The sequence below is a fragment of the Paenibacillus sp. SER-28 genome (assembly GCF_052906305.1).
Map to the genome: position 1 here is coordinate 935192 of NZ_JBRECM010000002.1, position 24560 is coordinate 959751.

Consider the following 24560-nt stretch of genomic DNA (forward strand, 5'->3'; position numbering starts at 1 on the left):
CCATGCCTTAAGATTGGAATACGTATAAAAATTTTACATGGTCTCTTACGGCAAGAACCATTACCCACATTGACGATTCGTCATACCAAAACACCTTCGGATCACGAAAGTCTAGCATTTTCGTTGGGAACAAAACAGGATTACCTTGCCTGTGTATCATAAGGGGTATGTTGGTAGAACAGGTGGTACTCTCCTTCATGGTAACCCATGCCGTTGGGATCATTCATCTAATTTTCCTTCGGCTAATAGTGTAATTGGGACTGTATTTATTTTTATAAAAAATATTCACTGGTTCCTTTTCTGCTACTCATCTCACTAGATAAATGTATTTCTTTAATGTTACTCACCCTCCTTTTAGGTTATTTAGGATCTTAATAGAAGTGATTCAACTAGCTTGGCAACTAAATTGGAATGCGTGCAAATAACTGCTTAGTGTACCTGAAAAATGCATCTCTTATGAACCAAAATAATCCAATAGCGTGCATTTGTCAATTTTTTTTTACTTCATTCCAAATATTTTTGGATGAATGAGCTTGTTGATTTTACATTTGCACAAAAATATATTAAATCACTCGAAAATGGCAACTTTTATTTAATTTTATCTAATCGTCCTTCTTTATTTTGTAAACTAAATGTATCTACAATTGTTCACAAGTCCTTGTTCTTTCCGGCAAAGGAACCAAGCTCTTGGTCTGGCCGCGGCAGCTGCAACACGTCCGATCCTCCTGCAGACGGTCCGATTTCTTCCCTATCTGGAACCCTCCCTTAAACCAAGCCTAGGTTGCAACCAGAAACGAAAAAAGGACGCTCATTAATCCATGAACGCCCTTGCTTCAGAACTCACAACTTTATTTGACACCTTAGTCACCCTATTTTGATAAAGGGTGACTAAGATGCTCATGTTTATTTTATTATTCACCTCTGATTTTTACAATTTTATGCTCCTTCATTCAAGACTAAATATCCACTCATTTGCCTTTAAAAAATATTAATTCTATCGCCTTAAAAAAACGACACTACATATTTTCTGCAGTGTCGTCTTTAATCCGATTATCTTAAGTAATTTAGCGAGATAAAATCTTACTTTTCTTTTACATAATATGAACTGCAATCTTTTCATTGAGTTATTCAGCTTGCCATATATCTTTCAATTTCCAATAGGTCAATTCATTTACTAGAGCCTCTCCACCCTCCGTTATGATTTCTATGCCTAGCAATTTCTCACTCGGATAGATGCGACTTGTCATCGTAGCTTGTCCTTCATTCGCAAACATTTCAATGGATGAGCGATCCAGATATACATGCAATGTCAGCTGCCCCCCAGCATTGAAGGCTGTTTGACGTACTCCATCTGTCTTCTTACCTGATTTAGAACAATTAAGCATAAGTTTCTGCTCCGGAATAGAATATGTGATAAGCGCTTCTTCTAGACCTGTTCCACGAAACTTCAAGCCTACCATGTCTGCACTTGACTTCGTGAGGTCGAACAATACCTTAAGTTCAAGCAGGTCGGCTTCAACTTCCTTAAAGTAACTTCCAGAAATGGCGCCATATTGACACAAAATATGTTCACTTTGACGAAGTAACTTCATTTCTTCTACTGGGTTCATCAGTACTTTATTATTGTCACCCAACGTAACTAAACGTGGGATCGTCATTGCTCCACACCAGCCGTCTGCTTTCGTCGGCATATCCGATTCCCACATATCCATCCAACCAATCGCAATGCGGCGACCTTGATCATCTAGAAAAGTTTGAACCGCATAGAAGTCATGACCATTATCCAACTCGATGAACTCTCCATGCTTATATTCATTACTATCATAATTATAATCGCCAACATAATATCCCGTCTGGAACAAGTTATTGTACTTATCTCCCTGCGCATCAATACCTTGTGGGGAGAACATAAATATATGCTTACCGTTCAGTTCAAAGAAATCAGGGCACTCCCACATGAAGCCCATATTCTTATCTCCCTGCAGAAGCACACCATGATAGGTCCAAGTTCTAAGGTCAGGAGATGTATATAGAATAACACGCGGCAGATCTTCTTTCGTGCTGTTACCTAGGATCATGTACCATGTATCCTCATGCTTCCATACCTTCGGATCACGGAAATGCTGGGAGCTATCTATCGGAGGTTCAGCGATTACGGGATTCTGCCTTAGTTTTGTAAAATGAATACCATCTGTGCTTACTGCCACATTTTGATTTTGGAAAAAGATATTGTTTGGTTGATCAATATAGTGATGGCCAGTATAGATCAATGTCAGTTCGCCGTTATTATCTACTGCGCTTCCTGAGAAGCAGCCATCAAGATCACACGCATCTCCAGGTACTAATGCAATCGGACAATGCTCCCAATGTACAAGGTCTTTACTCTTCACGTGACCCCAATGCATTGGACCCCAGTTCTCATCATAAGGATGATGCTGATAGAAGGCGTGATATTCACCTTTAAATTGAATTAATCCATTTGGGTCGTTAATCCAGTTTGCTGGTGCCATAATATGATAACCTAATCGGTACCGCTTGTTCATTTTCGCTTCTGCCTGTTTCAATGCTTCCTCAGCTTGCTTCGTATTGTTATTATATGTGTTCATCTGTCTTCCTCCTATGCTGTTTCAAAAAGCTTGTTAGGCTTGGGATTCAGCTTTTTCGGTTCTTTCTTTAAGGTAAAGATTGAGATTGTTGTAAAGGCAAATACGAAAACACCCATAATCACGTACGTATTTGCAAAGCCTCTAATGTCATAAGACATACCCGCGATTGGCGAGAAGATCGAAGCTCCTACCTGACTCATAAACTGGTATCCCACCAGATATAGGATCGAAGACAGACGCGTATCGAAATTAGCAGCCAAGTACTTAAATACGGAGATCAGCATGATTGGCAGTTCCAATGCGTGAATCAATTTCATAGCTGAGATACCATAAGGTCCAATAACTAAGCCTGAACCCATGATCCGGAACGCCATCAAGAACCCTGCCAATATCAGACCTTTTTTTGCTCCAATTTTGTTGACAATGAAAGGCGCTAAGAACATCATGCCTGCTTCCAAGAATACTTGTAGGGAATTTAAGTAACCGTAAACTTGATTGCCTAAAGCAACCGTTGAGAACGTCGATGAAAAGTAATTCGGGAACTGCTGGTCATACACATTGTAAACACAGGTAACACCAAGAACATATAAAATGAAGAACCATAAATGCTTATTTGCAAACAAATGGACGATTTGCTTAAAGTTAACAGATTCTGCTCGCTCCATCTCGGAATCTGTCATTTCAACTTTAATTGTCATCATAATGATAAACAGAATGACAGCAGATACGGATGCAATCCAGAAGTTAATGTTAGGGTTGATATTGAAGAGCTGACCAGCGAAAAATGTTGCTGCTGCCCAACCTAGCGAGCCCCACATACGAGATTTTCCGTATTCAAAGCCATATTTTCGGCTGACTTTCTCGACATAAGATTCGATGGCTCCGATTCCTGCCAAAAAAGAAATACCCAAGTATAATCCACCTACAATGGCGCCGAGAAATACATTGTATTGAAGTAACGGCCCATAGATATAGATATAGAAAGGACCAACAAATAAGAGTAAAGAACTGATTAGAAATAAAATATGCTTCTTCAATCCAATTTTATCTGATATATAGCCATAAAGCGGTTGCATACATAGCGCAAAGATAGCGTTTACAGTAAAGATAACACCTGTTTCAGCACCATTCAGACTGATTTCTTGCCCTAGCCAGATGGAGAACAATGAGTAACTTGCTGACCAAGTAAAGAAGAAAAAGAAGAAATAGGCACTTAGTTTCCAGTACAAGCTCTTTGACTTTCTCATATCGAACGCTCCTCTAAGTTAAACATTTAATGTAAATGAAAGCACTTCCGTATTTACAGATCGATTATATGTCAACCGCTTTCATATGTCAACCGCTTGACATATTTCTAAAAGGAAAAGAGCTCTCCTCTTTGATTTCAATTACTCTAATAAGGATAGCTCCACCTTATATCACAATGCTGAAACTATGGAAATTGTATTAAGCTGTACTAGCTTCAATAAGTTTCACTGGTAGATAGGTTTCTCGCGGGACATCACTGAATCCACCTTCAATTTCTTTAATAAGTAACTCTATGGAAGATCTCGCGATCTCCTGTATTGGTTGCTGAATTGTCGTTAATTCTGGGAGAAGATTGCGGGTTGTTTCTGTTCCGTCATATCCAATTACGCGAATATCTTCAGGAACACGTTTTCCTCTACTTCTTGCTTTAGCAATAAAAGACGCAGCCACCAAGTCATTACTCGCAAACAATCCATCTACTTCAGGATGTTCATCGAGCAAGCGTTTAATCGGTTCATCGTGATTCTGTTGGTGGAAGGGATCATGTACTTCATAGGTAATTGCCTTTCGACCATACTGCTCCATCACATCTTCATATGCTTTTCTTCTCAAGCTTGCCGGTGTTTCCAATTCAACAGGGCCATTGATGTGTAAGATATGCTTGCACCCCTTTTCAATAAGCAGTTCTGACGCCAGTTTTCCACCCAAATAATTATCCGATCCTACAACTGGGATTGAATCGGATAGAAAGTGATCGATCGCAATGACGGCAATATTCTTCTGTTCGTAATTTACGATACCTCGGTTGTGTGTACCAACGATAATACCGTCAACTTGATTTCGCATAAGCATATCCACATAAGATTCTTCTTTATCCAGCTGATTCAAACTGTTACAAAGCAACAGCTTATAGCCTAATGACGCAGAAATATTCTCTATATGAAAAGTCAGCTCTCCGAAAAATGGGTTGCTTGTAGTTGGAATGATTAATCCAATTAGATTTGTTCGTTTACTAAATAATGACCGAGCCACATCATTTGGTAAATAATTCAGTTCCTGCATCGCTTTATGAACTTGATCCTTCGTTTCTTGACTGATATAGCCACGATTATTAAGTACGCGAGAAACCGTAGTCGGTGAAACTCCAGCTAATTGTGCAACATCGTTAAGTTTTGGTTTCATTGATTCAACCTGCCTTCTCTTCATGCCAAATCTCCAATTATTCTATTATTTTAACATGGTTAAACGTGAAAAAACATCTGACCCTACGAGCCCTTTTCATTCAAATCTGTAATATCATCCATATACAGTGGTATTTGTTTTGTAGGTTGCTACTGCCTCCTTGAACCATGGATATTCGCGGCTTGAATGATTGATAACAAGGTCCATGACATCTTACTCCCTTTCGGTCCGCTTCTTCCATCAAGGTGCGAAAATCATTTAGACTCCCACACAGCGGGTATACCTGATAGTAATCAGTTACATCATATTTATGGTAACTTGGAGACGGATTAGGGGCATAAGCCAGAGGCAGTTGACCTCCAAATCCACCCCGAATGGGGTTTGCCCTCGTTTAAGTAATCAAGTTTTTGTGTAATTCCTTTCAAATCACTGTGTCCGTCTTGTGAATATACTTGGTTGAATTATTATCTTGTGGAGTATGGATAAATGTATCCATTTAAGTGTTTACATCCCGAGATTTTTGCCATTTTATATGGACTAATATATGAACGTACCATAATGGAATGAATCTCATGTGTGATTTCGTAGAAGAAGATGGGGCTGTGTTACCGCTTTTGGGCGGCATGCTTTACATGTAGAAACTGGTAGTATACAACAAAAAGCGAATATGATTATTGCATATAGCGTCCTCCATCCATGACAATGGTTTGTCCCGTGAGATAACCAATTTTCGGATTGGCAAGTTGGGGCACAAGCTCCCCAACCTCGGATTTTTTACCCAGGCGACCCAGCGGCGTATTCCCGATAATCCCTTCCATCACAGCGTCATTTAATGAACCTGTCATTTCCGAGGCGATCCGGCCCGGCGCGATCACATTCACACTAATATTGTATTTTACCAGCTCACGGGCTGAGGATTTGGTTAATCCAATCAATCCGGCCTTGGAAGCACCATAATGAGGGCCGAAGCTTCCTCTCGTAAAGCCGCTACAGAGGAAATATTAATAATTCTGCCTTCTTCACAAAGGATCTGTGATAATTTTTTGCATGTAAATATGAATCTGGATTTAAAAGCCCAGCTCAATATTTTAATAGGACAAATCAACTCCCGCTATGGAAATCTAGCACAAGCTCTGGATCACTTCTTTTTAGCTCGCACCATATATCAACAAAAGCAAGCGCACAAAAAAATAAACGAATTGTATATCCTTATAGCTGAAGCTTATTATCACCAAAAAGATTTTGAGACCGCTTCGTATTACTACAGACAAGGCCTACCTGCTCATTAACAAAAAACCTCAGGGCATCTTCCAGATGGATAAGATCCCTGGGGTTTAATCATTTATATTTCACTTATGGCTCAAAACGCTTAATAACGATGAACGCATTGTGGCCGCCAAAGAGGTCAAATCGATTTCAGTTTGATCATCATATATAACTTCTCGATCGCTAACTAAACGAATTTTTTACGCATCTCTAAAGCAGATTTTCCATTCGTTTCGTGGAGGAGTGTCCGGTAACCGTTATTGAATCAATCGTCCAATCTTTGACGGTCCATGTAGCACATTCCCTGATTGCTTTCGATGGTGCAGTTGATAAACGTGATGTTCTTCGAATTCCAGCCTAAATATTCTCCGATGATCAATGAATCATAAACGGTGATATTCTCACAATTCCAGAAAGCGTCCTTTGAAATAAGCTTTGCATTGCGAATCTCCATATTCTTTGCTCCGTCGAATGCGTAGTTCCCTGCCAATGTGAAATCGTCGATGATGATATTTGCGCTATTCATTCCAAAATAATCGCCTTTTGCGGTCATATGATTCAAGTGAATATCTGCGCAATTCCATAAGGTTTCTTGGGCGTTGGATAGATCGACATTTGTCAGTCGGATCCCGCTCGAACGCCGAAATACCTTTGGTGCCTCTATTACGCTGTCACTGATGGCAATTTGATGTGTATACCATATTCCTGATCGGGCCATTTCAAGGAAAGTGCTGCTACTAATACGAATATTATTGCAATACCATAAGGGATACTTCCATTTGAAAAGTGCTCGTTCTCCAGTAAGTATTTGTTGATCGATCGTTTGCATAATACTGTCTCCAATCGCTCAGTACTAGCTTCAAATATTCCCTGACCTCATATTCGTTTGATGAATCTCCGCAGACTAGAAACAGAGGGTTTCAGGTTTATGAGAAGCTTCAATAAAAACGGCAGCATTGATGGCTGCCGTGTCTGTGTGTTAATTCATTTATTATAGTTTAGTATAATCTTCATCCATTACGGGTTCTAACCAATCTGTTTGTCCTGGTGTAAGAGCTAAGTGAACAAACCAGCTGTCCTTCGTAGCACCATGCCAATGTTTTACGTTTGGTGGAATGTTTACCACATCGCCTGTTTTGAGTAATTGGGCTGGCTTTCCATCTTCTTGATACCACCCTTCACCGCCAGTAACCAACAACACTTGCCCAGCATGATGAGAGTGCCAATTATTGCGGGCACCGGGAGCAAAGGTTACATTCCCGATTGCTGTATTGAGTGGTGCTGGATCGGTAAACACCATTTGTAAGTATGCGTCACCGATAAAATTTTTTTCGACTTTTTGACCCAATGGGAAGAGTGTGCTATTGCTTAAGTGCTCATTCTTCATTTTTTATCCCTACTTTCTTATATTTTTATTATTATCCAACGCGATGCTATCGACTTCTTACTTTTCAGGAATCATTAATGCTATTGGGCTTGCTCAATCGTCATCGTGAAACTGCCGTTCATTTTTACAAGCTTTTCAACTCCGACCTCAATATGACCTAGCTTTACAAGTCCACTTGAATAACCAAAGTCTTGATAAAATATAGCCAAATTGCCCCAAGGAGAATAATAAGTAAAATCTCCAACGGAAGGATCGATGCCTGACGGCGCAGCTTCAATGGACAATCTTTTCTCTAGCCTGCTGATTTTTTCGGTTCCAGCATAATCCTCGAAGGTTATAGTCATTGGAAGTCGCTGTAAAAAATCTTGGCTGGTCGGATTTTCGTACATGCTTACCATTACTTCCTCGTTGTTAAATATCAATTTTATTTTTATATTAGTTGTTTGATTGGCCACAGTTTTTCCTCCATTGGTATTACCGCCACAAGCCATGAGGGTAAGGGTCATCAAAAAAACTAGGGGTAGAGAAATCGGTTTCTTCACTAAATTCTCTCTAGCTATTCCGGAATGATTTCATTTAAGCAACTTAAAGCGTTTAATGTTCTCGGAAAACCCATATATGGAAGGCAGTGAGTGATGGCAGTGATCATCATATCCTTGTCATTGCCCACATTCAGATTGCCCCACACATGTGCCTTGACTTGACTTTCACAACCGCCCAGGCTGCTTAAGATACAGAGGGTCAGCAGCTCCCGTGTCTTCAGATCAAGACCTCCACGAGTATAGAAGTCGCCAAAACAGAAGGCAGAAAGATAGTCCTGTATATGCTTTTGATTGGATGGAGCATTATCCCTATTTTTTTCAATGATATCGCCAAAAATCTCTACCTGCACTGCAAGCCCTTTATCTAACCGATTCTCTTCTTCAACCTGCTTTTGGCTTTCGAGAGGTAACACTATATTTTGGGCCTTGAAAACTTCATTAATCTCCGCGATGGCATTTAGCGTTTTGGGGAATCCTAAATAAGGCGCACATTGGTAAATGGCCTCTTTGATTTCTACCGGTGTCAGCCCAACGTTCAGTGCAGCCTGAGTATGGGCCTTGAGCTGTGGCAACGTTTGGTTCGTTGCAAGCACCACCAGGGTGATAAGCTCACGTTGTTTATCGTCCAATTCACCTTGATAAAAAACTTCCCCAAAAATGAAGCGGCTCAGGATGTCCTGAAAATCAGGATCGGTAGCGTATGCCACTGGCACTCCATCGCCAAATAGCTTTTTATACGTCACTTGATTCTTTTCAATTCGATTCGTACATTTCCCTCTATTTCCAAGTTTCGTATAATCCATTTCATGCTTCCTCCCTTTCTTTTCCTTAAAAATAGTCCAATGAGCGCCTTTATTGATGTACATTAGGTGTTGGTTTCACGCGGTGGATCCTTGACTGTCGCCTAGTACCAATGGGAGTTATGCTCTTAGTAGGTGCACACATAGAGTGAGCGCCAATACTCCTTTGATATGGAGTGCATCAAACGGATAATTTTTTTATCCCTTTAACCAGAATGATATAGGTAATTATAGATAATAAACTGGTAGAAAAAATAATAATTCCAAAAGGTATAGCGGAATTTTCGCCTGCAATTCCCACAAGCGGAGACGTAACGGCACCTAACGCGAATTGTAAGGTGCCGAGCACGGCAGAAGCGCTCCCTGCAATATGCCCTTGCGACTCCATTGCTAATGTAAAAGAGATGGGTCCAATGATCCCAATGGATAAGGCGAATAAGAAGATCGAAATAAACATAGCTGATAATGCTCCATGTACTAGTACTATAAATAAGACCGCAGCGGAAGATATAAAAGACAGTATTAATCCGATCAAAAATAGTCGACTTTCCGTTACCCGGCCTGCAAGCAGCTTGACGAATTGAGATCCCAAGATAATAGCAAGGCCATTCAACGCAAACAGGATCGAAAACAGTTGCGGCGACACGCCGTATATGTTTTGATAAATAAATGGGGTACCTGCAACATAGGCAAAAACACCTGCGAACAATATGCCATTTACTAGAGCATATCCCATAAAAGACCTCTTTTGGAACAAGATGTTATAATTTTTCATCAACGAACGGAGACTGCTTGGAGCACGTTGCTGTACTGGTAAGCTTTCCTTTAACCCCCATATGGTTATCCCAGTTAATCCTATACCTAGCACCCCTAAAAATATAAATACACCTAACCAAGAGCTGTATGACATGACCGTACTTCCGGCCGTAGGGGAAATTAACGGAGCGACATTGCTTATCATCGTTAGCAACGATATAAACTTAGTCATTTCAATCCCACTAAACCGATCTCGAACAATAGCGCGCGAAATAACGAGTCCGGCGGACGCAGCAACCCCTTGAATAAATCTTAAAAATATAAACCATTCTATGCTTGGTGCAAAAGCGCATCCAATCGAGGAAAGGATAAATAATATCATGGAAATCAACAAAGGCCGGCGTCTTCCATAAATGTCGCTTAAAGGCCCCATTATCAACTGCCCTAACCCTAATCCTAACAGGCTAGTGGTTAAACTCGCTTGAACGGCAGTTGCACTTGTTCCAAAAAAAACAGCGATTTGCGGAAGTGATGCAAGATACATATCGACGGTAAACGGCCCCAGCGCCGAGAATGTGGCCAATATTAGAGCAAAACCGAGAGAATTTTTTTGGGTCTTATATTTCATTCCTTTAACTCCTATGATTGATTAAATGCACATTCTTTAAGCCAACGCATTTGCTTTAGGTTTTGTCGTTTTATTACCCTGTGACAGTATACCCCTCCGATATACAAAGGGTCTTAGATGAATTTCGGAAGATCTGTCTTTTCCTTATCCAACTCAAGGGCACACCACCCGGCGTGCCCTTGATATTTTTTTGCTGCAATGAATCCCTATTCGTTCCCCATCGTGCTGATGTCGATGACAAATCGATACCGGATATCCGAAGCAAGTACGCGTTCCCATGCCTCATCAATCTGATTAGCGGAGATAACCTCGATCTCAGGCGTAATGTGGTGTTCAGCGCAGAAATCAAGCATTTCCTGTGTTTCCCGAATACCGCCGATTGCCGATCCAGCAAACGACCGACGATGCGGGATAAGAGAGAATACTTGAACAGGCAATGCCTCCGGCGGCGCACCGACATTAACCAAGGTACCGTCCACTGCCAGCAGTGATAGGTAGGCATTCAAATCAATTTTCGCGCTCACCGTATTCACGATGAGATCAAACGTGCCGGCCAGCTTCTTAAATGTCTCCGCATCGCTGGTGGCATAATAATGGTCCGCTCCTAGTTTCAAACCATCTTCTTTTTTCTTCAAGGTTTGAGATAAAACCGTTACTTCTGCTTCCATAGCATGAGCGAGCTTCACAGCCATGTGTCCGAGTCCGCCAAGTCCAACAACTGCTACCTTCTTGCCGGAGGCAGCACCCCAATGGCGCAGCGGAGAGTACGTTGTGATCCCAGCACATAAAAGCGGAGCGGCGACATCAAGATCAATGCCGTCAGGAATTCGAACCACGAAATCTTCCGTTACGACGATGTGTGTGGAATAACCCCCTTGTGTATATTGTCCATATCTGTCGATAGCTGCGTAGGTACCCGTATGTCCATTAAGACAATATTGCTCCTCTCCTCTACGGCAACTCTCGCACTCTCGACAGGAATCAACCATGCAGCCAACTCCTACTCGGTCACCAACAGTATACTTTGTGACTTCCGAGCCAACCTGGGCGACAACACCGGCGATCTCATGTCCTGGAACGATAGGGTATTGGACTGGCCCCCAATCCCCACGGGCGGTATGGATGTCAGAGTGGCAAATCCCCGCATACTTGATCTCAATGAGAACATCATGCGGCTTAAGATTTCTGCGCTCAATTGTAGTTAGTATGAACGGACCTTCCGGACCGAACACAGCACGTGCATTAGCATTAATCATATATAACCTCCAGTGAATACAATTTTATCTGTTAGTCCTTTTTTAGAAATTAGTAATGATTATTCACATTTTTTATTAATTACCAAGTGAACATCCCTCCTTTCTAAATTTAAGTTCTCCTTTTAGGTAATATTAGTGAACTACAGAGAGCGGATAAACAAAACTTGTTGTTTTATCAACTCACGTCTATTATTATAAAAAAGAAGCCTAAGTTCAATGGTTAAAAAAGCGCAATTTGTTGAAATAACAACAACATCACGAAAAGTGTTCATTATTTTGAGTTGGTCAGGGGGAAAAGACTAAATGATAAAAGTGGATCGGAGAATTCTAAAAACGCAAGAATCCTTGAAAAAAGCCGTTATTGAACTGATGGCTGTAAAAAACTTCGATGACATTACCATTCAAGACATTGCAGACCAGGCAAACGTAAACCGTGGTACGATTTATCTCCATTATCAGGACAAATATGATTTGTTGGATAAACTGATCGAATCACACATGAATGAGTTAGGCGAAATGGATGAATGGGCATGTAAGCTGGATTGGAGCAATGGACTTGTACCCTTTTTTGAGTATTTTGAGAAAAATTATTTATTTTTTTCGACTATGTTAGCCAGTAAAGGAGCCCCCTCTTTTAGAACTCGTCTTCTTGATTATGTTATGGGAGGATTCAGAGGTGAGATTGATAGAGAAAGTGGAAGAAATGTGGATTTAAATGAAGACGTTATGTTGCAATATGCTGGTACCGCTTATGTAGGGGTAATAGAATGGTGGATTAGAAATGAAATGCCGTATCCGCCACAAATCATGGCTGAACAAGTTGGAGCCTTATTGGAGAGAAGTCTATAGAGGGTTAAATAATAGGTTTAAATAGAGTCTATACTGATTGAAGATAACTGCCCGTTAGTTTATCAAAAATGGAGCAGCTACCAACCGGCAAACTGCTCCATGCTATTTTCAACTAACGTTTCTCGTTTGCTCAATGATATATCAGTAATCACTTCGCCAACTCCCTTAAATTATCCATTTATACCATAATGAACAAGATTTTCGTAGCTCAAGCCTTGTTAATCTAATATGTTCAAATTGAAATACCATTGAAAACTCACTGCCGTCCGGGTTGCAATACAATTTGGCGCTCTCTGGCGTAGCGCCCCATGTTTCTCCAACCGTCAGCAGATCTCCAGCTTTTTGAAACGTCTCCTTGCTGAGTTCCCTGATATACTTATGCAGATTCGGCCCGTTGCTGGTAATTTTCAAATCTGGTTCTTTTCCGATTAAGTCTATTACGTCAAGCCGAAAACCGCCTGCACCCTTGCTTATCCACCAATTGATCATTTCGTAAATCTCTTGTCGGACTTTTAGGTTTTCCCAGTTGAGATCCGGCTGTTTTACAGAAAAAAGATGTAAATAATATTGTCCTATCTCGGGTACCCATTCCCAAGCTGAACCACCAAATATGGAACCCAAGTCGTTTGGTGGCATTTCTCCAATGCCATCTCTCCAGACATAATAGTCATGGTACGGATTTTCTTTACTTTTTTTGCTTCTTGAAACCAGGGATGCTCATCATATCATCCAAAGACCCGAACATCGAATCGATATCCCGATAGTCCGAAATATCATAACCAAAATCATCAAACTGGTGATAGCCAAATTGCTCCGACATCGAGTTGCTGCAAATAGTCTAGACGGGAAACAATTCCTTTCAAATCGCCGATATCTTGAAAACTACGTGGATATATCTGGTATACAACGATTTCTTTCCACCAATTTTTATTTTTCATTGTTCATTACAACCCTTCCAATACACGAATAGGTGTTTTTATCTCAATCAAGTCACAGCATACAATTACTCTTTTACCGATCCTACAACAATTCCAGTCACAAAATATTTTTGAAGTAGCGGATAAATCAGCAGCAGCGGGATGACAGCGACTACGATTTTGGCCGCATTTAGATTTTTGTTTGAAATTTCAGTCAGGTTGCTGAGTTGTGCTGAGTTGGTGCCGGATTGAAGAAGTTCCGCAATATCCACGTTAAGAGACTGAATATAAGTCATTAGCGGATAATTGCTGACTTGGGTCATATAGATCAAACCGCTGAAGAAATCATTCCACGTTCCCACGATACTGAATAGTGCTACCGTCGCCAGCGCAGGGATGGACACGGGAACATACACTTTGAACAGGACCTGGAGCGGATTCGCCCCATCGATGAATGCTGCTTCTTCTAGCGCCTTAGGTACAGCAGAGAAGAAGTTCATGACAAGGATGACACTAAATATAGGGACAGCTCCCGGTAGAACAAGCGACCAAATTGTATTAAGCATATCGAGGTTTTTAATCAGTAGATAACTCGGGATCATCCCGCCGCTGAACAGCATGGCAAAAATCATGACATTCATATAAACGTTTCTGCCCCTAAATTCCCTTTTCGACTTGAGAGCGGGTATGCCATTAAAATAATAAGAATCATGTTGAGAAGAAGTGTGAGCACAACACGTAGAACAGAAATGCCAAAGGAACGCCAGAACTGAGCATCATCAATAATTTTCGTATACGCTGCTGTTGTAAAATTGACCGGTACGAGACCTACAGCATTAGCTGACACGGCCTCGCTGCTGCTAAATGAAATCGCAACGATATTCCATAACGGAAGAAGGCAGATCAATGCCAGCAATATGACGATGGCATTGATGACAAACCGGCTAATTCGATCTTTTAGACTTACAGAATATGACATAGGCAGTGCCTCCTTAGAATATTTTTCGGTCGGTGTATTTTTTGGCCAAATGGTTGGCGGACAATAGCAAAACAATACCGATCACTGACTTGAACAGGCCAACAGCCGTACCGAAGCTATACTGTCGCCCAACGAGTCCAATCCGATATACATAAGTATCTAGAATATCTCCCGACTCATAGACAACCGGATTATACAGATTATAAATTTGATCGAAGCCGGCACTCAAAATATTGGTCAGACTCATCACTCCCATGAGCAGGATAATAGGCAGCATACCTGGCAACGTAATATGCCATACTTTTCTCCACCAGCTGGCTCCATCCATTCCTGCCGCTTCGTACAGACCCGGATCAATCGAAGTAATTGCAGCCAAATAGACGATGGAACTGTAACCGAACTCCTTCCACACGTCTGTCCCAATAATCAGCGGCTGGAACCAGGTGTTGCTGCCGAGAAAATTAATATTCTCCAGACCGAAGAAAGCCAAAATTTGATTCACAATTCCATCCAAACTGAACATGTTAACAACCACGGACGCTAGAACTACCCAGGATAGAAAGTGTGGCAGATAAACAATTGTCTGAACAGATTTTTTAACGAATTTGATGCGGATCTCATTTAACAAAATGGAAAAAATGATAGCCATCATGGTTCCCAATAGAATCTTGACAATGGCAATCACCAACGTATTACTAAAAACCTGTGCGATGTCCGGCAGCTTAAACATATAAATAAAATGCTTCAGCCCTACAAATTCGGAGCCAAACATCCCCTTGGCTGGTATATAATCCTGAAACGCCGTAATGACACCGACCATCGGAACATAGCTGAATACCAGCAAAAATAAAATTCCCGGAAGCATCATCAGATGATACATGGCACCTGTGCCCAACCGACCTTTTGCTTTATCATTTCCCTGTTTCATGGATGGACCCCTTTCCTAAAGAAAGGCTGCGTATCGCAGCCCTTCTAGCAGTTCATGATTATTTATTTATCGGATGCGGCCTCGTCTTCAATTTCCTGAATTACCTGGTCACCGCCTTGTTTCTTCCAATTGCTAACGAAAGTATCGAAGTAATCCAGAGATTCTGCACCAGTCACGATTTTGATGAAAGATTCCTGCTCCATCTTGGTCAGATTAGCCCATGTCTGTTTCATGCTTGGTGTAGTTCCAGAGAAAGCGGGTGTCATCCAAACGAATTTGTTTTCCTGTGTCAGTTTGTCGATGAGTCCCACTCCGTTGATACGCGAGTGATATTTCGACCAGGCTGTTACGTTATCCGTATCCATATCGCTCAAGTAGGTTTGGATACTTTCAATATTGTTCTTTGATTCGGTTGTCCGGACCTGATCCAGACTAATCTCCCCTTTAATCCCGCGAACAACGTCAGAGTAATCATCCAGCAGCGAGGTAGCCGAGTTGACTTCAATATTAAAAGGTCTGGTAGAACCGTCTACGCCGTTCTCTTGATACTTGGCGGCTTCTGGCATAGATGTTTCCACATTTTTATCATTTGCCAGTTTATCGTAGAAAAGGTTTACTATTTTAACGGCGAGTTCCGGGTGTTCATATCCTTTTCTCACAACGATAAACTGATTGGCTGGATTGGCGTGTGCCACGTGTACCTTTCCGTCTGCATCCTCCAAAGTGTAAGCCGTGAATTTCGCATTCTTATCCATCTGCTTCACACTGCTCAAACCCCAGTCGGGAATATGCCATGGTCCAAAAGCAATACCGCTTTGGCCGTTGGTGTACAGTGCCGTAATATCATCAAATGTGCGTGTTCCAAATTGCGGGTCGATGATGCCTCTCTTGAACCAATCTGCCATGACGCCTAACATCTGCTTGGTTTCCTTTGTTGTCGAGCCATAAACAATGCTGCCATCCTTTCCCTTCATCCAGTATTGAGGGAATGCACCCTTGGTGGAGGCAACTCCCAGCATGGTATAGGCGGAACCATTATAGTCACTTGTATTCAGGGTGTTCACAAAGGGAATACCTACCGGTTTCCCGGATTGGCCAGGATCTCTTTTCAGGAATTCCTCGGCCGTTTTCTCCACATCATCCAGCTTGATGGCCCCGTCTCCGTCTGCGTCAAGTTGGATACCCAGTAAATCCAGCCAATCCTGACGAACCCAGACCATGGTTGGCGCGGAATCTAGGGAAGTAGCCGGAAGTCCCATTAAACGTCCATCTATCGTCGCATTATCTAATGCACGGCCCTCATAAGATTCGTAAATGTTCTTGATGTTATCTGTGGCATACTGTTTGTAAATTTCCGTCATATCTTCAATCAGATCATTATCAACCAGTTCTTTGAGTTCATCCTTGGAATCGACACGCATCATGTCAGGCAGTTCCCCAGAGGCGATGGCGAGAGAAACCTGACGGCTGTAATCTTCTCCGTTGGCTTCAAATTGGTCTTTAATCTGAGCGTTAAACGTTTCTTTGACCAGCCGAGTATACGCGTTGTTCTCATACGTATCTCCAGCCGGCAGTTTCGGGTTGGCTGTAGTCACACGACCCATCGTTACGGTTATTTCGTCTTTATAGGCACTGAATGGGTCTCCCGGTGTTGCCTCATACTTGCCCGCTTCCTCCGCAGTGGGAGGGTTGGAGGAACCCCCACAGGCTGCAAGGGTTGAAATCATCAGGGCAGACATCGACAGCACGGCCAGACGTCTCGTCAACATGTTTCTTTTTATGAACCATTTAGTTCTCATCACATTCGATTCCCCTTCGTTCTGAATATTTCTCTATCGTTTTTGTTTGCGCTTTCATTATAAGACTCGGAGAAGACAAATCGAGATAGGGATTGAACGTCTGTTTGGATAGAGAAATGTATACGGTTTCATTCTGGATCATGAAGCCATAGTTGGCTTGTAAGCATTTATCCTACCTACCGACATACATTTGTCTATCCTTACTTACTAATCAAAGTGAAGAACAAAAAAAACGGCAGCTCCTGAAACAGGAATCTGTCGGCTTGATTAATGGATTTATAAAAGTGTCGTGTAGAATTTATCGTATCACATTCATGATGGTCTTCAGCGATGATTATGGGCTGCGGTCACCTCCACAGTCACTTGATCGCCCCCTTGTTCCTTCCATTCCTCGACAAATTGATCAAATGAATCGATTGGTTCAGCGCCTAAAATAATTTTCAAAAATGTATCATGTTCCAGTTTCGATAGTTCACCCCAAGCCTTCTCCATCGTTGGAGTTCGTATATAGGTACGGCTTCGAACTTTATGGATGTTTGGATCGAAGAAATTTCTTCCGCCTACAAGAAGCGAATAACTCCGCATAAAGCTGTCGCTGTGTTTATTCCAATAGGAAATACCATGTTGATCATAAGGCTTCAATTTGGTTTGTTTTATCGTCGAAACCAAGTTTTCCAGTAATTTGTATTCAGACTTGCCCTTGAAATCGGCGGGTGTTTTGGTTCCCATCAGAATATCCTGCGCGGCCTTCGATTCATATCGTGCCTCATCTGCCGGAGCAAAGAAATTGCGGCTCAGCATAAAACGCGTACCGTACTTGAACTCATCACGAAGGTACAGATTGTTAATTTTAATGATCGCTTCGGGATGAGCATATCCTTTTCGTACCACCAAGAATGAACTTGACGGATTATCCACCTTCACAGGGTATGCTCCGTTTGCATCCAGCGGGAGTGCGTATGCTTGCCAGTTCGCCTTCGGCTCGTTCTGCCAAGCGCTCGGAAGGGGCCAGTACCCAGCATAGAAACCTTGAAAGAACATCCCCGCCTGACCGTTAATGACCGTTTCCTCCGCTTCTTTGCGGATGCCCATTTCTGGATCGAGAAGGCCTTTGGCGTACATTTCACGCAGCTTTACCAAGGCGTCCTTCGTTTCCGGTAGAACCGAACCGTATACAGGTTTTCCATCTTTGCTCAGCCAATATCCCGGGAAAGATCCATATGCTGCGAAGATCGGCGTTAGATCAAAAGCAAAAGCACTGTTGTTGAAATCGTTATACAGTCCAGTGCTTGAAGCAAGGCCAATCGTATCCCGCTTACTGTTTCCATCCGGGTCATTCTCCACAAAGGCCTTGGCGATAGCTTCCAGATCATCTACCGTTTTCGGCGGCTTCAGTCCAAGACGATCCAGCCAATCCTGTCGAATCCAGAGCATGCTGAAGTCTTCCGCTGTCACAGAAGGAACAGCCATCATCTTGCCATCGAAGGTCACTTGTTCCATAGCTAATCCGTTTGTGCTATCGATAATTTTTTTTATTTCCGGTGATACGCTGCTATTGTATGCCTCGGTTAGATCTTCAATTTCTCCAGCCTTGATCATCTCGTTCAGCTGCACCTGATTTACAATCATGGCATCCGGCAGATCATTGTTGGCGATAGCCAGATCGATTTTCTGACCCAGATTTTCCTTCGACACCTGCCATAATACCTGGACATCAATGTTAAGGTTTTGTTTAATCATCGTTTTCCACATATTCTTCTCAAGTGTTTCTCCTCTGGATAGATCCGCGCCTGTTGGGTCTACCACATATCCCAGCCGGATGGAAACGGGATGTTCATATTTCCCCAATGGATTGGCAACAGTGTCCGAGATTGTTTTCGTTGGTCCCATTGGTGATTCCCGGAAGTATGGGCTGCTGAAATTTACTGTCACTGCAATTAAGCTGACGACAAGAACACATGCAGCCATCTTCTTAATCATCGCTTTCCCTTCTTTCGCCCGGATTATTGACTCATCTGGGAGAATACGCTATTTATCCCCTCTGCCGAGCTGTCGATATTCGCTTGGCAGCAGACCTGTCAATTCGCGAAAAATTCGGCTGAAATATTTTTCATCCGTATAACCCACTCGCTCCGCAATCCAGAAAATCGTGTTGGTTGTATTCAATAAATACTCTTTAGACTTCTCTATTCGTATAAATCGGGAGTACTCATTAAAGGTTTTCCCCATCAAATCCTTGAAGCATTGACTGAAATAGCTTCGGCTGATGTTCAGTTGTTGGGACAGACCTGAAGCTGTAAAAGCTTGGTCCAAATCATTTTGCATGATCATAATCGCTTTTTTCACGGCGTCTACAATTTCTTGTGAATACGAAGTCTGTTCATCTGCCTTACGAATGCCCACAGAGGTCTGCTTGATCCAATCTTCTACCTCGTACCAGGATTGAAAAGAATGGATCATTGAGATTCTACCCAGCGTGGTCTGAGCAAAAAGGTGATTCCATTCCATAACTATAGAGTATAGCAAACCCATCAGCTGGCCTTTATGCAGTCTTAGTGATTTGAACTGTTCAATCAGTTGGTTGTAGTAACTGTCGTTGTGGGTCCATGGTGATAGGAACCAACTTTGCTTAATACGATCCATGTCTTCATCCTGCGGTTCTATTGGAAATGAGTCCTCCACATTCATCGAAACGGAAATGACAGGATCACAAGGATTGTATGCATAAAATAAGGACGTTTCTGTATAGTTCATAATCCAGTTTTGGATTTGCGACCATGTTCGCTCTTGTACATCGGACAGAACCAGCAAGGCGCCTTGGGGAACTTGATCCAGGTATTCCTTCAGTTTATGGAACAGCTGATCCTCTACGTCCATGGGTGCCGTCCACATCCAGCTGTTCCGTTCAACCTCCCAACGGATCTCATCTACATTGGATGTCAGTTCAATCGGCCAGTTCTGTCCTGACTTGCGATCCAGTGAAACAAGTGCATACACATGGCGATAAAGGACATTGGTCTCACTTAGCAGCGGCAGCTTTCGTCTTGTATTCGCCAGCTCGTCAATCCGGGTATGTATTCGATGCAGCACGTGTTCGAATTGCTCTTTCTCTAGCTGAACTTTGGCTATATAATCGATGGCTCCCAGCCTGAGCGCTTCCTGGATATAATCGAAATCTTGATGCAGTGTTAATACGACAATATGTAGTTCTGGATAGAGCTGTCTTGCAGCTCGCATCAGTTCAATACCTGACATCACCGGCATCGCGAGATCCGTCAACATCAGATCGACCGGTTGGGATTTCAGAAAATCCAGTGCTTTCAACCCGTTACTTGCTTCTCCTACAACCTCCATATTGAACTCGTTCCACGGCATTGCGGAGCTTATTCCTTTTCGTACCAGTTTATCGTCATCCACAATCAACACCTTAATCATCCTCAGACATCTTCTCCTTTGATAGGAAGTATGAGCAGTATACTTGTCCCTGTACCCAATTCACTTTCGATCACCAGTTGTGCTTGATCTCCGTACTGTGCCCTCAACATGCGGTGGACATAATTGAGTCCGATGCCCATCCCTACTTTTTTATGTTCAGCTATACGATTGTTCAGAAGTCTTTGAATCGCTTCCTCAGTCATACCTGCTCCATTATCCTGTATTAAAATATTCAGCGTCTTGGCGAGTGTAACTTCAATTTGAATAAAACCTTCGTCACTCAGTCCATGATAAAGTGAATTTTCAACCAACGGTTGCAGAATAAAACGAGGCACAGGTATTTGTAGCACTTGATCATCCGCTGAAATACGCACGTCAAATTCAAAGTCATATCGAATTTGTTGCAGGATTAGGTACTGTCTTAGCGCATCAATTTCCTCTTCCATCGTGGATACTTGCCCTAATTTACCCAAATTGTAATACAACAGCTTGTTCAAGGATTGCACCAACTTGTCAATCTCCCCTTGTCCGTTCATAACGGCCAGCCAGTGCACAGTATCCAGCGTATTCATCAAAAAGTGAGGATTGATCTGATATAACAATTTTTCCACTTCCAAATCTGCACGGATCTTCTCTTTCTGCTGCACTTCCTTGAACAGGTCACCGATTTGATGCTGCATATTTGAGAATTCCCCCAACAGAAAATCGAACTCGGGAATTTGAGTGCGGGTCTGGCTGCCTGCCTTTTGTGGATTCTGAGACATTCCGTTAATTTCCGAATGAAACAGACCGAGTGGTTTGTAGACCATCTTCCACAGAAGCCAAGCAAGAAATACGGTAAAGCCGAGAAAAAATAAAGCGACTAGTAATATTTGAAGCAACCACTGATTTTTCTCCTGTTGATACTTAGCCTGCGAAATTACTGATATGACGCTCCAATTCTGAGAGGAGTCCTCCTTAAACCAATGGTAATCAAGGGATATTCCATCTTTTGCAGTACCTTTCGATAAGCTGGAGAAATTCTCCCCGACCTTCATCGTTTCTGGAATTTCACTGTAAACAATGTTGCCCTCACCATTCAGGATCAAATGCGATAAAGCTCCTTTGTATTGATTGTAATTCAGTATATCCTGTGTAAGACGAAAGCCGGATTCGACGTAAATATATACATCGTCCCTTTGAGGCAGTTGTACCTTTCGCATAGCAGATAAAACGAGCAGATCATCAAATCGGTTCATACTGATATGGGGACCATAGTACGCAATGCCATATGATTTGAATAGCACAGGCAAAGACTCGGGGGAAAAACGATCTTTGATGGGAAAGTTAGCGAACTGTGTAGTGCCTTCTTTCTGGAAATAGTATAAGGTCAGACCTATATTCGGATTAGTAAACGTTACAACATTTAACTCATTCTTTAATTCATCTCTAGCCTCAATCAATTCAAATATATTGGAGGAAGGCTTCAAGACTTCATCCAGTTTCTTGCCTAATGTACCGCTATATGACAATTGCTGAGTGACATGATTCAGGTTGTTAATTGAATTCTCCAGTGATGAAGTTACCTGCTGTAGATTGCTCCGAATTCCATCATTGATTTTATTCGCAAAAATGGAATCAATGGTATAGTAAGAAATTACAAATATACTAATAAAGGGGATAAACGCGCTGAGAAAAAACAATAGAAAGATTCTTTTTTTAAGTGTCATTCCGACCCATTCTCCTTAGGTAAATGAAACAGCAAGCCCCTGGTTATGGAGCTTGCTGTTTATGAACAACAGCTCTATCAATTATCGTGTTCCTCATAGGCAGCGACCTATTTGAAAATTGGTGACATCTCAATCCGTTTCATATTGAAAAAATCAGGATACTTCCATCTCTGTGAGGTCCAATTCTGTTCATAATTATAGATTGATATTCAAATATGTCAAACGCTTTCATGGAATTCATAGAGCTTATTCTCTCTTCCTCTTTGCAGACATCGATTTGTCGTGTTTAATTGCTTATTGTAGTCCTTCCGTTCATCACGAACCAAAAAAAGAAGCGACATCGTTCAAGATCCCAACCAAGGTTTTTTTCTTGTCTTTACGTGTTTTCTTCTGTTTTCCGCTCTACCTGTTCTTGTTTTGCCAGTGTCTGTCATTCTACTTAGATTTTCTGCATACAAAAAAGGCTCCCTCCGTTATTCTTCAAATATATATACTTGCTGAATTCCTTTGGCGGCAATTGTTTTTCCTTAATATCGATTTCAATAAAAGTGTTCTCCGGCCAGATTGGAGCAAATACCAGTAACGCGGCCTGACGATTCATATTTTTCCTTCTTTCTGAGGTTTAGCTGTAAACCTCTTGTCCCAGCACCCGATTTACAGCCTTGATAAAGGCAAGATATCCACCATCGGTATCGTTCCGATGAGAAAGTGCCAAAAGCATTGTCCCTTTAACCGGGTTTTCGTCTAACTCATAGCTGTTTGTCAGGATTTCTCTGATCTCATCGACGGGTGTACCGAGAGCAAACTTCTGAGCTGCTTTATAGACATCATAATTCTCATAGATATCCTTCCGTGTCATCTTCTGCAAATCGATAAAATCATATTTTTTTTTTACGGAATACAGCACCGGCAGCACAATTGAGATCAGACCCGCAATTGTTAAAATTTCATTCATTCCCCATGCCTCTTTCCCTATCACTCAGTTGACAGCTTAGCCGATGAAACAGACAAACAAGGTAGTGCCCATCTCACATGCTAAACCTCCTTATCCTCCTTACTTCTGAGTTCAGCGTAACATTTTCACCATTAGTTTAGGATTAGGGTTTTCATATAGGTATAAAGATCATCTTAAGATATAGATGGCAGATGAAAAATAAAGAGACCATGCTCCATAAGAGCATGATCTCTAATTACATAATGGTATTGTTACCTAGCCATCATCTCCAACCTGAAGCCAAACGGTAACCAACTCCGATATGTGTTTGAATAAACTTTGTTTGAGATGATGTTTTTTCTATTTTTATCTCAGCGTTGCCATAATGCCATCCTGTGCCCACCCTCTATTATATCTCTCTCAATCCTTAGTATATCATGAGCAAAATCAGTACCGTATTACGAATTTGCCTACAGCATTAAGATTGTATTAAGATCCGCTTTTATGTAATAACATCCTTAAAGAAGCCTCAAAATCCTGATTCTGTCATAGCTTTCTCAGTGGAAGGATAGCAGCACAAAATAATATAAAAAACTTTCTCAGGCTGGTTAAGTACGAATTTCAAATGATTTTCGTTTTTTTTTGAAAATACAGTCAATTTTTCCTGTTTGTAAAAAAATCAAGATTGCACGTTGCTGCAATCTAGCTACAGCGTATTAAAGGTTCCACTCATGAAAAATAATACCATCCTTCGTCCTTTCCGGGAGTCCGTAGTTTGCGACAGCCGATAGCTTCGCATCCGAACCGTCTAACTGCCGAACATTGGCATTCGCCTGTGCTTCGGGATTAAAGCCAATCGTTTGCAACAACAATGCGACAAAGAGAACGATACTCCAGGTTCGTCTCAAGATGGGGCTTGCCCTCCTCCTCATACTAAACTCTCCTTTTTGATTTTATTTTACGACCAACCTCTCTTGGGAGATTAGGAGTAAATAAAAGAGGCTAAAAAAGCAAAATGTATAAGCTTTTAAAGGGGCAATCGTTTGCACATAATTGTAATTAGAGACATGATTTCACTTATTCAAAAATTTGTCAATGCTTATATTAAAGATAAATTCCTAACGGCTTCCCCACCTGCTCCTTGATCCGTTCACTCCACTTTCTTCGTTTAAACATATGCTTTTTTCTGAAATCCATCTTTTCACTGTTTTTAGCCAAAGCCATCAAAGACCTTAAAAACAGAAGTAAAAGTGAGCCGAAACAATATCATGAAGAAATGAAAGAAAAACGTAAATCCAGCAAAAGAAAGTCAGACATAAGTATTACGTTGAAAAAATCA

The 24560-nt window shown here is 41.7% G+C and carries 22 protein-coding genes and 2 pseudogenes; 2 read left to right on the plus strand and 22 right to left on the minus strand.

Annotated elements, in window-relative coordinates; genetic code table 11:
• Positions 1-7 precede the first annotated feature (7 nt).
• From ACUYLD_RS09825 to ACUYLD_RS09855, 7 genes are all read right to left on the minus strand, one after another.
• Entirely contained in the window at positions 8-160 is a 153-nt protein-coding gene (locus tag ACUYLD_RS09825) for a hypothetical protein (protein WP_322197584.1), read from the minus strand.
• Positions 141-227 (minus strand): hypothetical protein, encoded by an 87-nt coding sequence (locus tag ACUYLD_RS09830; RefSeq protein ID WP_322161105.1) that lies wholly within the window; start codon positions 225-227, stop codon positions 141-143. Before ACUYLD_RS09830 ends, ACUYLD_RS09825 begins: the two co-directional genes overlap by 20 nt.
• Before the next feature lie 897 nt (positions 228-1124).
• The gene (locus ACUYLD_RS09835) at positions 1125-2606 is read right to left on the minus strand and encodes a glycoside hydrolase family 32 protein (RefSeq protein ID WP_446674893.1); all 1482 of its coding nucleotides are present in this window, start codon (positions 2604-2606) and stop codon (positions 1125-1127) included.
• Positions 2607-2617: 11 nt separating this feature from the next.
• Positions 2618-3853: an oligosaccharide MFS transporter gene (locus ACUYLD_RS09840; protein ID WP_446674894.1), complete on the minus strand. Its 1236-nt coding sequence runs from the start codon at positions 3851-3853 to the stop codon at positions 2618-2620.
• A 199-nt stretch (positions 3854-4052) separates the two neighbouring features.
• Positions 4053-5036 (minus strand): LacI family DNA-binding transcriptional regulator, encoded by a 984-nt coding sequence (locus ACUYLD_RS09845; RefSeq protein ID WP_061828412.1) that lies wholly within the window; start codon positions 5034-5036, stop codon positions 4053-4055.
• Between the two features lie 100 nt (positions 5037-5136).
• Positions 5137-5412: an alpha-amylase family glycosyl hydrolase gene (locus tag ACUYLD_RS09850; RefSeq protein ID WP_322161107.1), complete on the minus strand. Its 276-nt coding sequence runs from the start codon at positions 5410-5412 to the stop codon at positions 5137-5139.
• Positions 5413-5707: 295 nt separating this feature from the next.
• The gene (locus ACUYLD_RS09855) at positions 5708-5971 is read right to left on the minus strand and encodes an SDR family oxidoreductase (RefSeq protein WP_446674895.1); all 264 of its coding nucleotides are present in this window, start codon (positions 5969-5971) and stop codon (positions 5708-5710) included.
• 21 nt (positions 5972-5992) lie between these two features.
• Here ACUYLD_RS09855 and ACUYLD_RS09860 point away from each other — a divergent pair, with 21 nt between their 5' ends.
• Positions 5993-6325, plus strand: coding sequence for a hypothetical protein (locus tag ACUYLD_RS09860; RefSeq protein ID WP_446674896.1), 333 nt, complete (start codon positions 5993-5995; stop codon positions 6323-6325).
• Positions 6326-6567: 242 nt separating this feature from the next.
• Here ACUYLD_RS09860 and ACUYLD_RS09865 read toward each other — a convergent pair whose 3' ends face one another.
• The 6 genes from ACUYLD_RS09865 to ACUYLD_RS09890 form a co-directional block, all read right to left on the minus strand.
• Positions 6568-7131 carry a DUF3737 family protein gene (locus ACUYLD_RS09865; protein ID WP_446674897.1) on the minus strand — a complete coding sequence of 188 codons (564 nt, stop codon included), beginning with the start codon at positions 7129-7131 and terminating at the stop codon, positions 6568-6570.
• Between the two features lie 162 nt (positions 7132-7293).
• A complete protein-coding gene (locus tag ACUYLD_RS09870; RefSeq protein WP_250261329.1) occupies positions 7294-7689 on the minus strand; it encodes a cupin domain-containing protein in 396 nt (131 codons plus the stop codon).
• 80 nt (positions 7690-7769) lie between these two features.
• Positions 7770-8231, minus strand: coding sequence for a cyclophilin-like fold protein (locus ACUYLD_RS09875; RefSeq protein WP_250261330.1), 462 nt, complete (start codon positions 8229-8231; stop codon positions 7770-7772).
• A 14-nt stretch (positions 8232-8245) separates the two neighbouring features.
• Positions 8246-9034 (minus strand): carboxymuconolactone decarboxylase family protein, encoded by a 789-nt coding sequence (locus ACUYLD_RS09880; protein WP_446674898.1) that lies wholly within the window; start codon positions 9032-9034, stop codon positions 8246-8248.
• Between the two features lie 178 nt (positions 9035-9212).
• Entirely contained in the window at positions 9213-10415 is a 1203-nt protein-coding gene (locus ACUYLD_RS09885) for a multidrug effflux MFS transporter (RefSeq protein ID WP_446674899.1), read from the minus strand.
• 206 nt (positions 10416-10621) lie between these two features.
• Positions 10622-11671 (minus strand): NAD(P)-dependent alcohol dehydrogenase, encoded by a 1050-nt coding sequence (locus ACUYLD_RS09890; RefSeq protein ID WP_446674900.1) that lies wholly within the window; start codon positions 11669-11671, stop codon positions 10622-10624.
• Between the two features lie 303 nt (positions 11672-11974).
• On the opposite strand from ACUYLD_RS09890, the gene ACUYLD_RS09895 reads away from it, so the two are divergent.
• Positions 11975-12520: a TetR/AcrR family transcriptional regulator gene (locus ACUYLD_RS09895; RefSeq protein ID WP_165179876.1), complete on the plus strand. Its 546-nt coding sequence runs from the start codon at positions 11975-11977 to the stop codon at positions 12518-12520.
• 183 nt (positions 12521-12703) lie between these two features.
• Here the strand turns inward: ACUYLD_RS09895 and ACUYLD_RS09900 are convergent.
• The 9 genes and pseudogenes from ACUYLD_RS09900 to ACUYLD_RS09940 form a co-directional block, all read right to left on the minus strand.
• Positions 12704-13458: pseudogene (locus tag ACUYLD_RS09900) on the minus strand (alpha-amylase family glycosyl hydrolase); the annotation flags it as partial.
• 65 nt (positions 13459-13523) lie between these two features.
• Positions 13524-14416 (minus strand): annotated as a pseudogene (locus tag ACUYLD_RS09905) (carbohydrate ABC transporter permease).
• A 13-nt stretch (positions 14417-14429) separates the two neighbouring features.
• The gene (locus tag ACUYLD_RS09910; RefSeq protein ID WP_446674901.1) at positions 14430-15344 is read right to left on the minus strand and encodes an ABC transporter permease; all 915 of its coding nucleotides are present in this window, start codon (positions 15342-15344) and stop codon (positions 14430-14432) included.
• Between the two features lie 62 nt (positions 15345-15406).
• Positions 15407-17143 (minus strand): sugar ABC transporter substrate-binding protein, encoded by a 1737-nt coding sequence (locus ACUYLD_RS09915; protein ID WP_446674932.1) that lies wholly within the window; start codon positions 17141-17143, stop codon positions 15407-15409.
• A gap of 324 nt (positions 17144-17467) precedes the next feature.
• Positions 17468-19123: an extracellular solute-binding protein gene (locus tag ACUYLD_RS09920; protein ID WP_446674902.1), complete on the minus strand. Its 1656-nt coding sequence runs from the start codon at positions 19121-19123 to the stop codon at positions 17468-17470.
• Positions 19124-19171: 48 nt separating this feature from the next.
• On the minus strand, positions 19172-20578 hold the full coding sequence (locus tag ACUYLD_RS09925) for a response regulator transcription factor (protein WP_254330353.1): 1407 nt from the start codon (positions 20576-20578) through the stop codon (positions 19172-19174).
• Between the two features lie 2 nt (positions 20579-20580).
• Positions 20581-22287, minus strand: coding sequence for a histidine kinase (locus ACUYLD_RS09930; RefSeq protein ID WP_446674903.1), 1707 nt, complete (start codon positions 22285-22287; stop codon positions 20581-20583).
• A 622-nt stretch (positions 22288-22909) separates the two neighbouring features.
• Positions 22910-23242 (minus strand): hypothetical protein, encoded by a 333-nt coding sequence (locus tag ACUYLD_RS09935; RefSeq protein ID WP_446674904.1) that lies wholly within the window; start codon positions 23240-23242, stop codon positions 22910-22912.
• 695 nt (positions 23243-23937) lie between these two features.
• Positions 23938-24129: a hypothetical protein gene (locus tag ACUYLD_RS09940; RefSeq protein WP_254351491.1), complete on the minus strand. Its 192-nt coding sequence runs from the start codon at positions 24127-24129 to the stop codon at positions 23938-23940.
• Between the last annotated feature and the right edge of the window lie 431 nt (positions 24130-24560).

Bases quoted from the DNA above. Each gene is read 5' to 3' on its own strand.
- ACUYLD_RS09885 (WP_446674899.1), bottom strand. From the start codon at position 10,415: ATGAAATATAAGACCCAAAAAAATTCTCTCGGTTTTGCTCTAATATTG.
- ACUYLD_RS09835 (WP_446674893.1), bottom strand. From the start codon at position 2,606: ATGAACACATATAATAACAATACGAAGCAAGCTGAGGAAGCATTGAAA.
- ACUYLD_RS09935 (WP_446674904.1), bottom strand. From the start codon at position 23,242: ATGAATGAAATTTTAACAATTGCGGGTCTGATCTCAATTGTGCTGCCG.
- ACUYLD_RS09825 (WP_322197584.1), bottom strand. From the start codon at position 160: ATGATACACAGGCAAGGTAATCCTGTTTTGTTCCCAACGAAAATGCTA.
- ACUYLD_RS09840 (WP_446674894.1), bottom strand. From the start codon at position 3,853: ATGAGAAAGTCAAAGAGCTTGTACTGGAAACTAAGTGCCTATTTCTTC.
- ACUYLD_RS09865 (WP_446674897.1), bottom strand. From the start codon at position 7,131: ATGCAAACGATCGATCAACAAATACTTACTGGAGAACGAGCACTTTTC.
- ACUYLD_RS09920 (WP_446674902.1), bottom strand. From the start codon at position 19,123: ATGATTAAGAAGATGGCTGCATGTGTTCTTGTCGTCAGCTTAATTGCA.
- ACUYLD_RS09890 (WP_446674900.1), bottom strand. From the start codon at position 11,671: ATGATTAATGCTAATGCACGTGCTGTGTTCGGTCCGGAAGGTCCGTTC.
- ACUYLD_RS09895 (WP_165179876.1), top strand. From the start codon at position 11,975: ATGATAAAAGTGGATCGGAGAATTCTAAAAACGCAAGAATCCTTGAAA.
- ACUYLD_RS09830 (WP_322161105.1), bottom strand. From the start codon at position 227: ATGAATGATCCCAACGGCATGGGTTACCATGAAGGAGAGTACCACCTG.
- ACUYLD_RS09880 (WP_446674898.1), bottom strand. From the start codon at position 9,034: ATGGATTATACGAAACTTGGAAATAGAGGGAAATGTACGAATCGAATT.
- ACUYLD_RS09910 (WP_446674901.1), bottom strand. From the start codon at position 15,344: ATGAAACAGGGAAATGATAAAGCAAAAGGTCGGTTGGGCACAGGTGCC.
- ACUYLD_RS09915 (WP_446674932.1), bottom strand. From the start codon at position 17,143: ATGAGAACTAAATGGTTCATAAAAAGAAACATGTTGACGAGACGTCTG.
- ACUYLD_RS09870 (WP_250261329.1), bottom strand. From the start codon at position 7,689: ATGAAGAATGAGCACTTAAGCAATAGCACACTCTTCCCATTGGGTCAA.
- ACUYLD_RS09845 (WP_061828412.1), bottom strand. From the start codon at position 5,036: ATGAAACCAAAACTTAACGATGTTGCACAATTAGCTGGAGTTTCACCG.
- ACUYLD_RS09925 (WP_254330353.1), bottom strand. From the start codon at position 20,578: ATGATTAAGGTGTTGATTGTGGATGACGATAAACTGGTACGAAAAGGA.
- ACUYLD_RS09930 (WP_446674903.1), bottom strand. From the start codon at position 22,287: ATGACACTTAAAAAAAGAATCTTTCTATTGTTTTTTCTCAGCGCGTTT.
- ACUYLD_RS09860 (WP_446674896.1), top strand. From the start codon at position 5,993: ATGAGGGCCGAAGCTTCCTCTCGTAAAGCCGCTACAGAGGAAATATTA.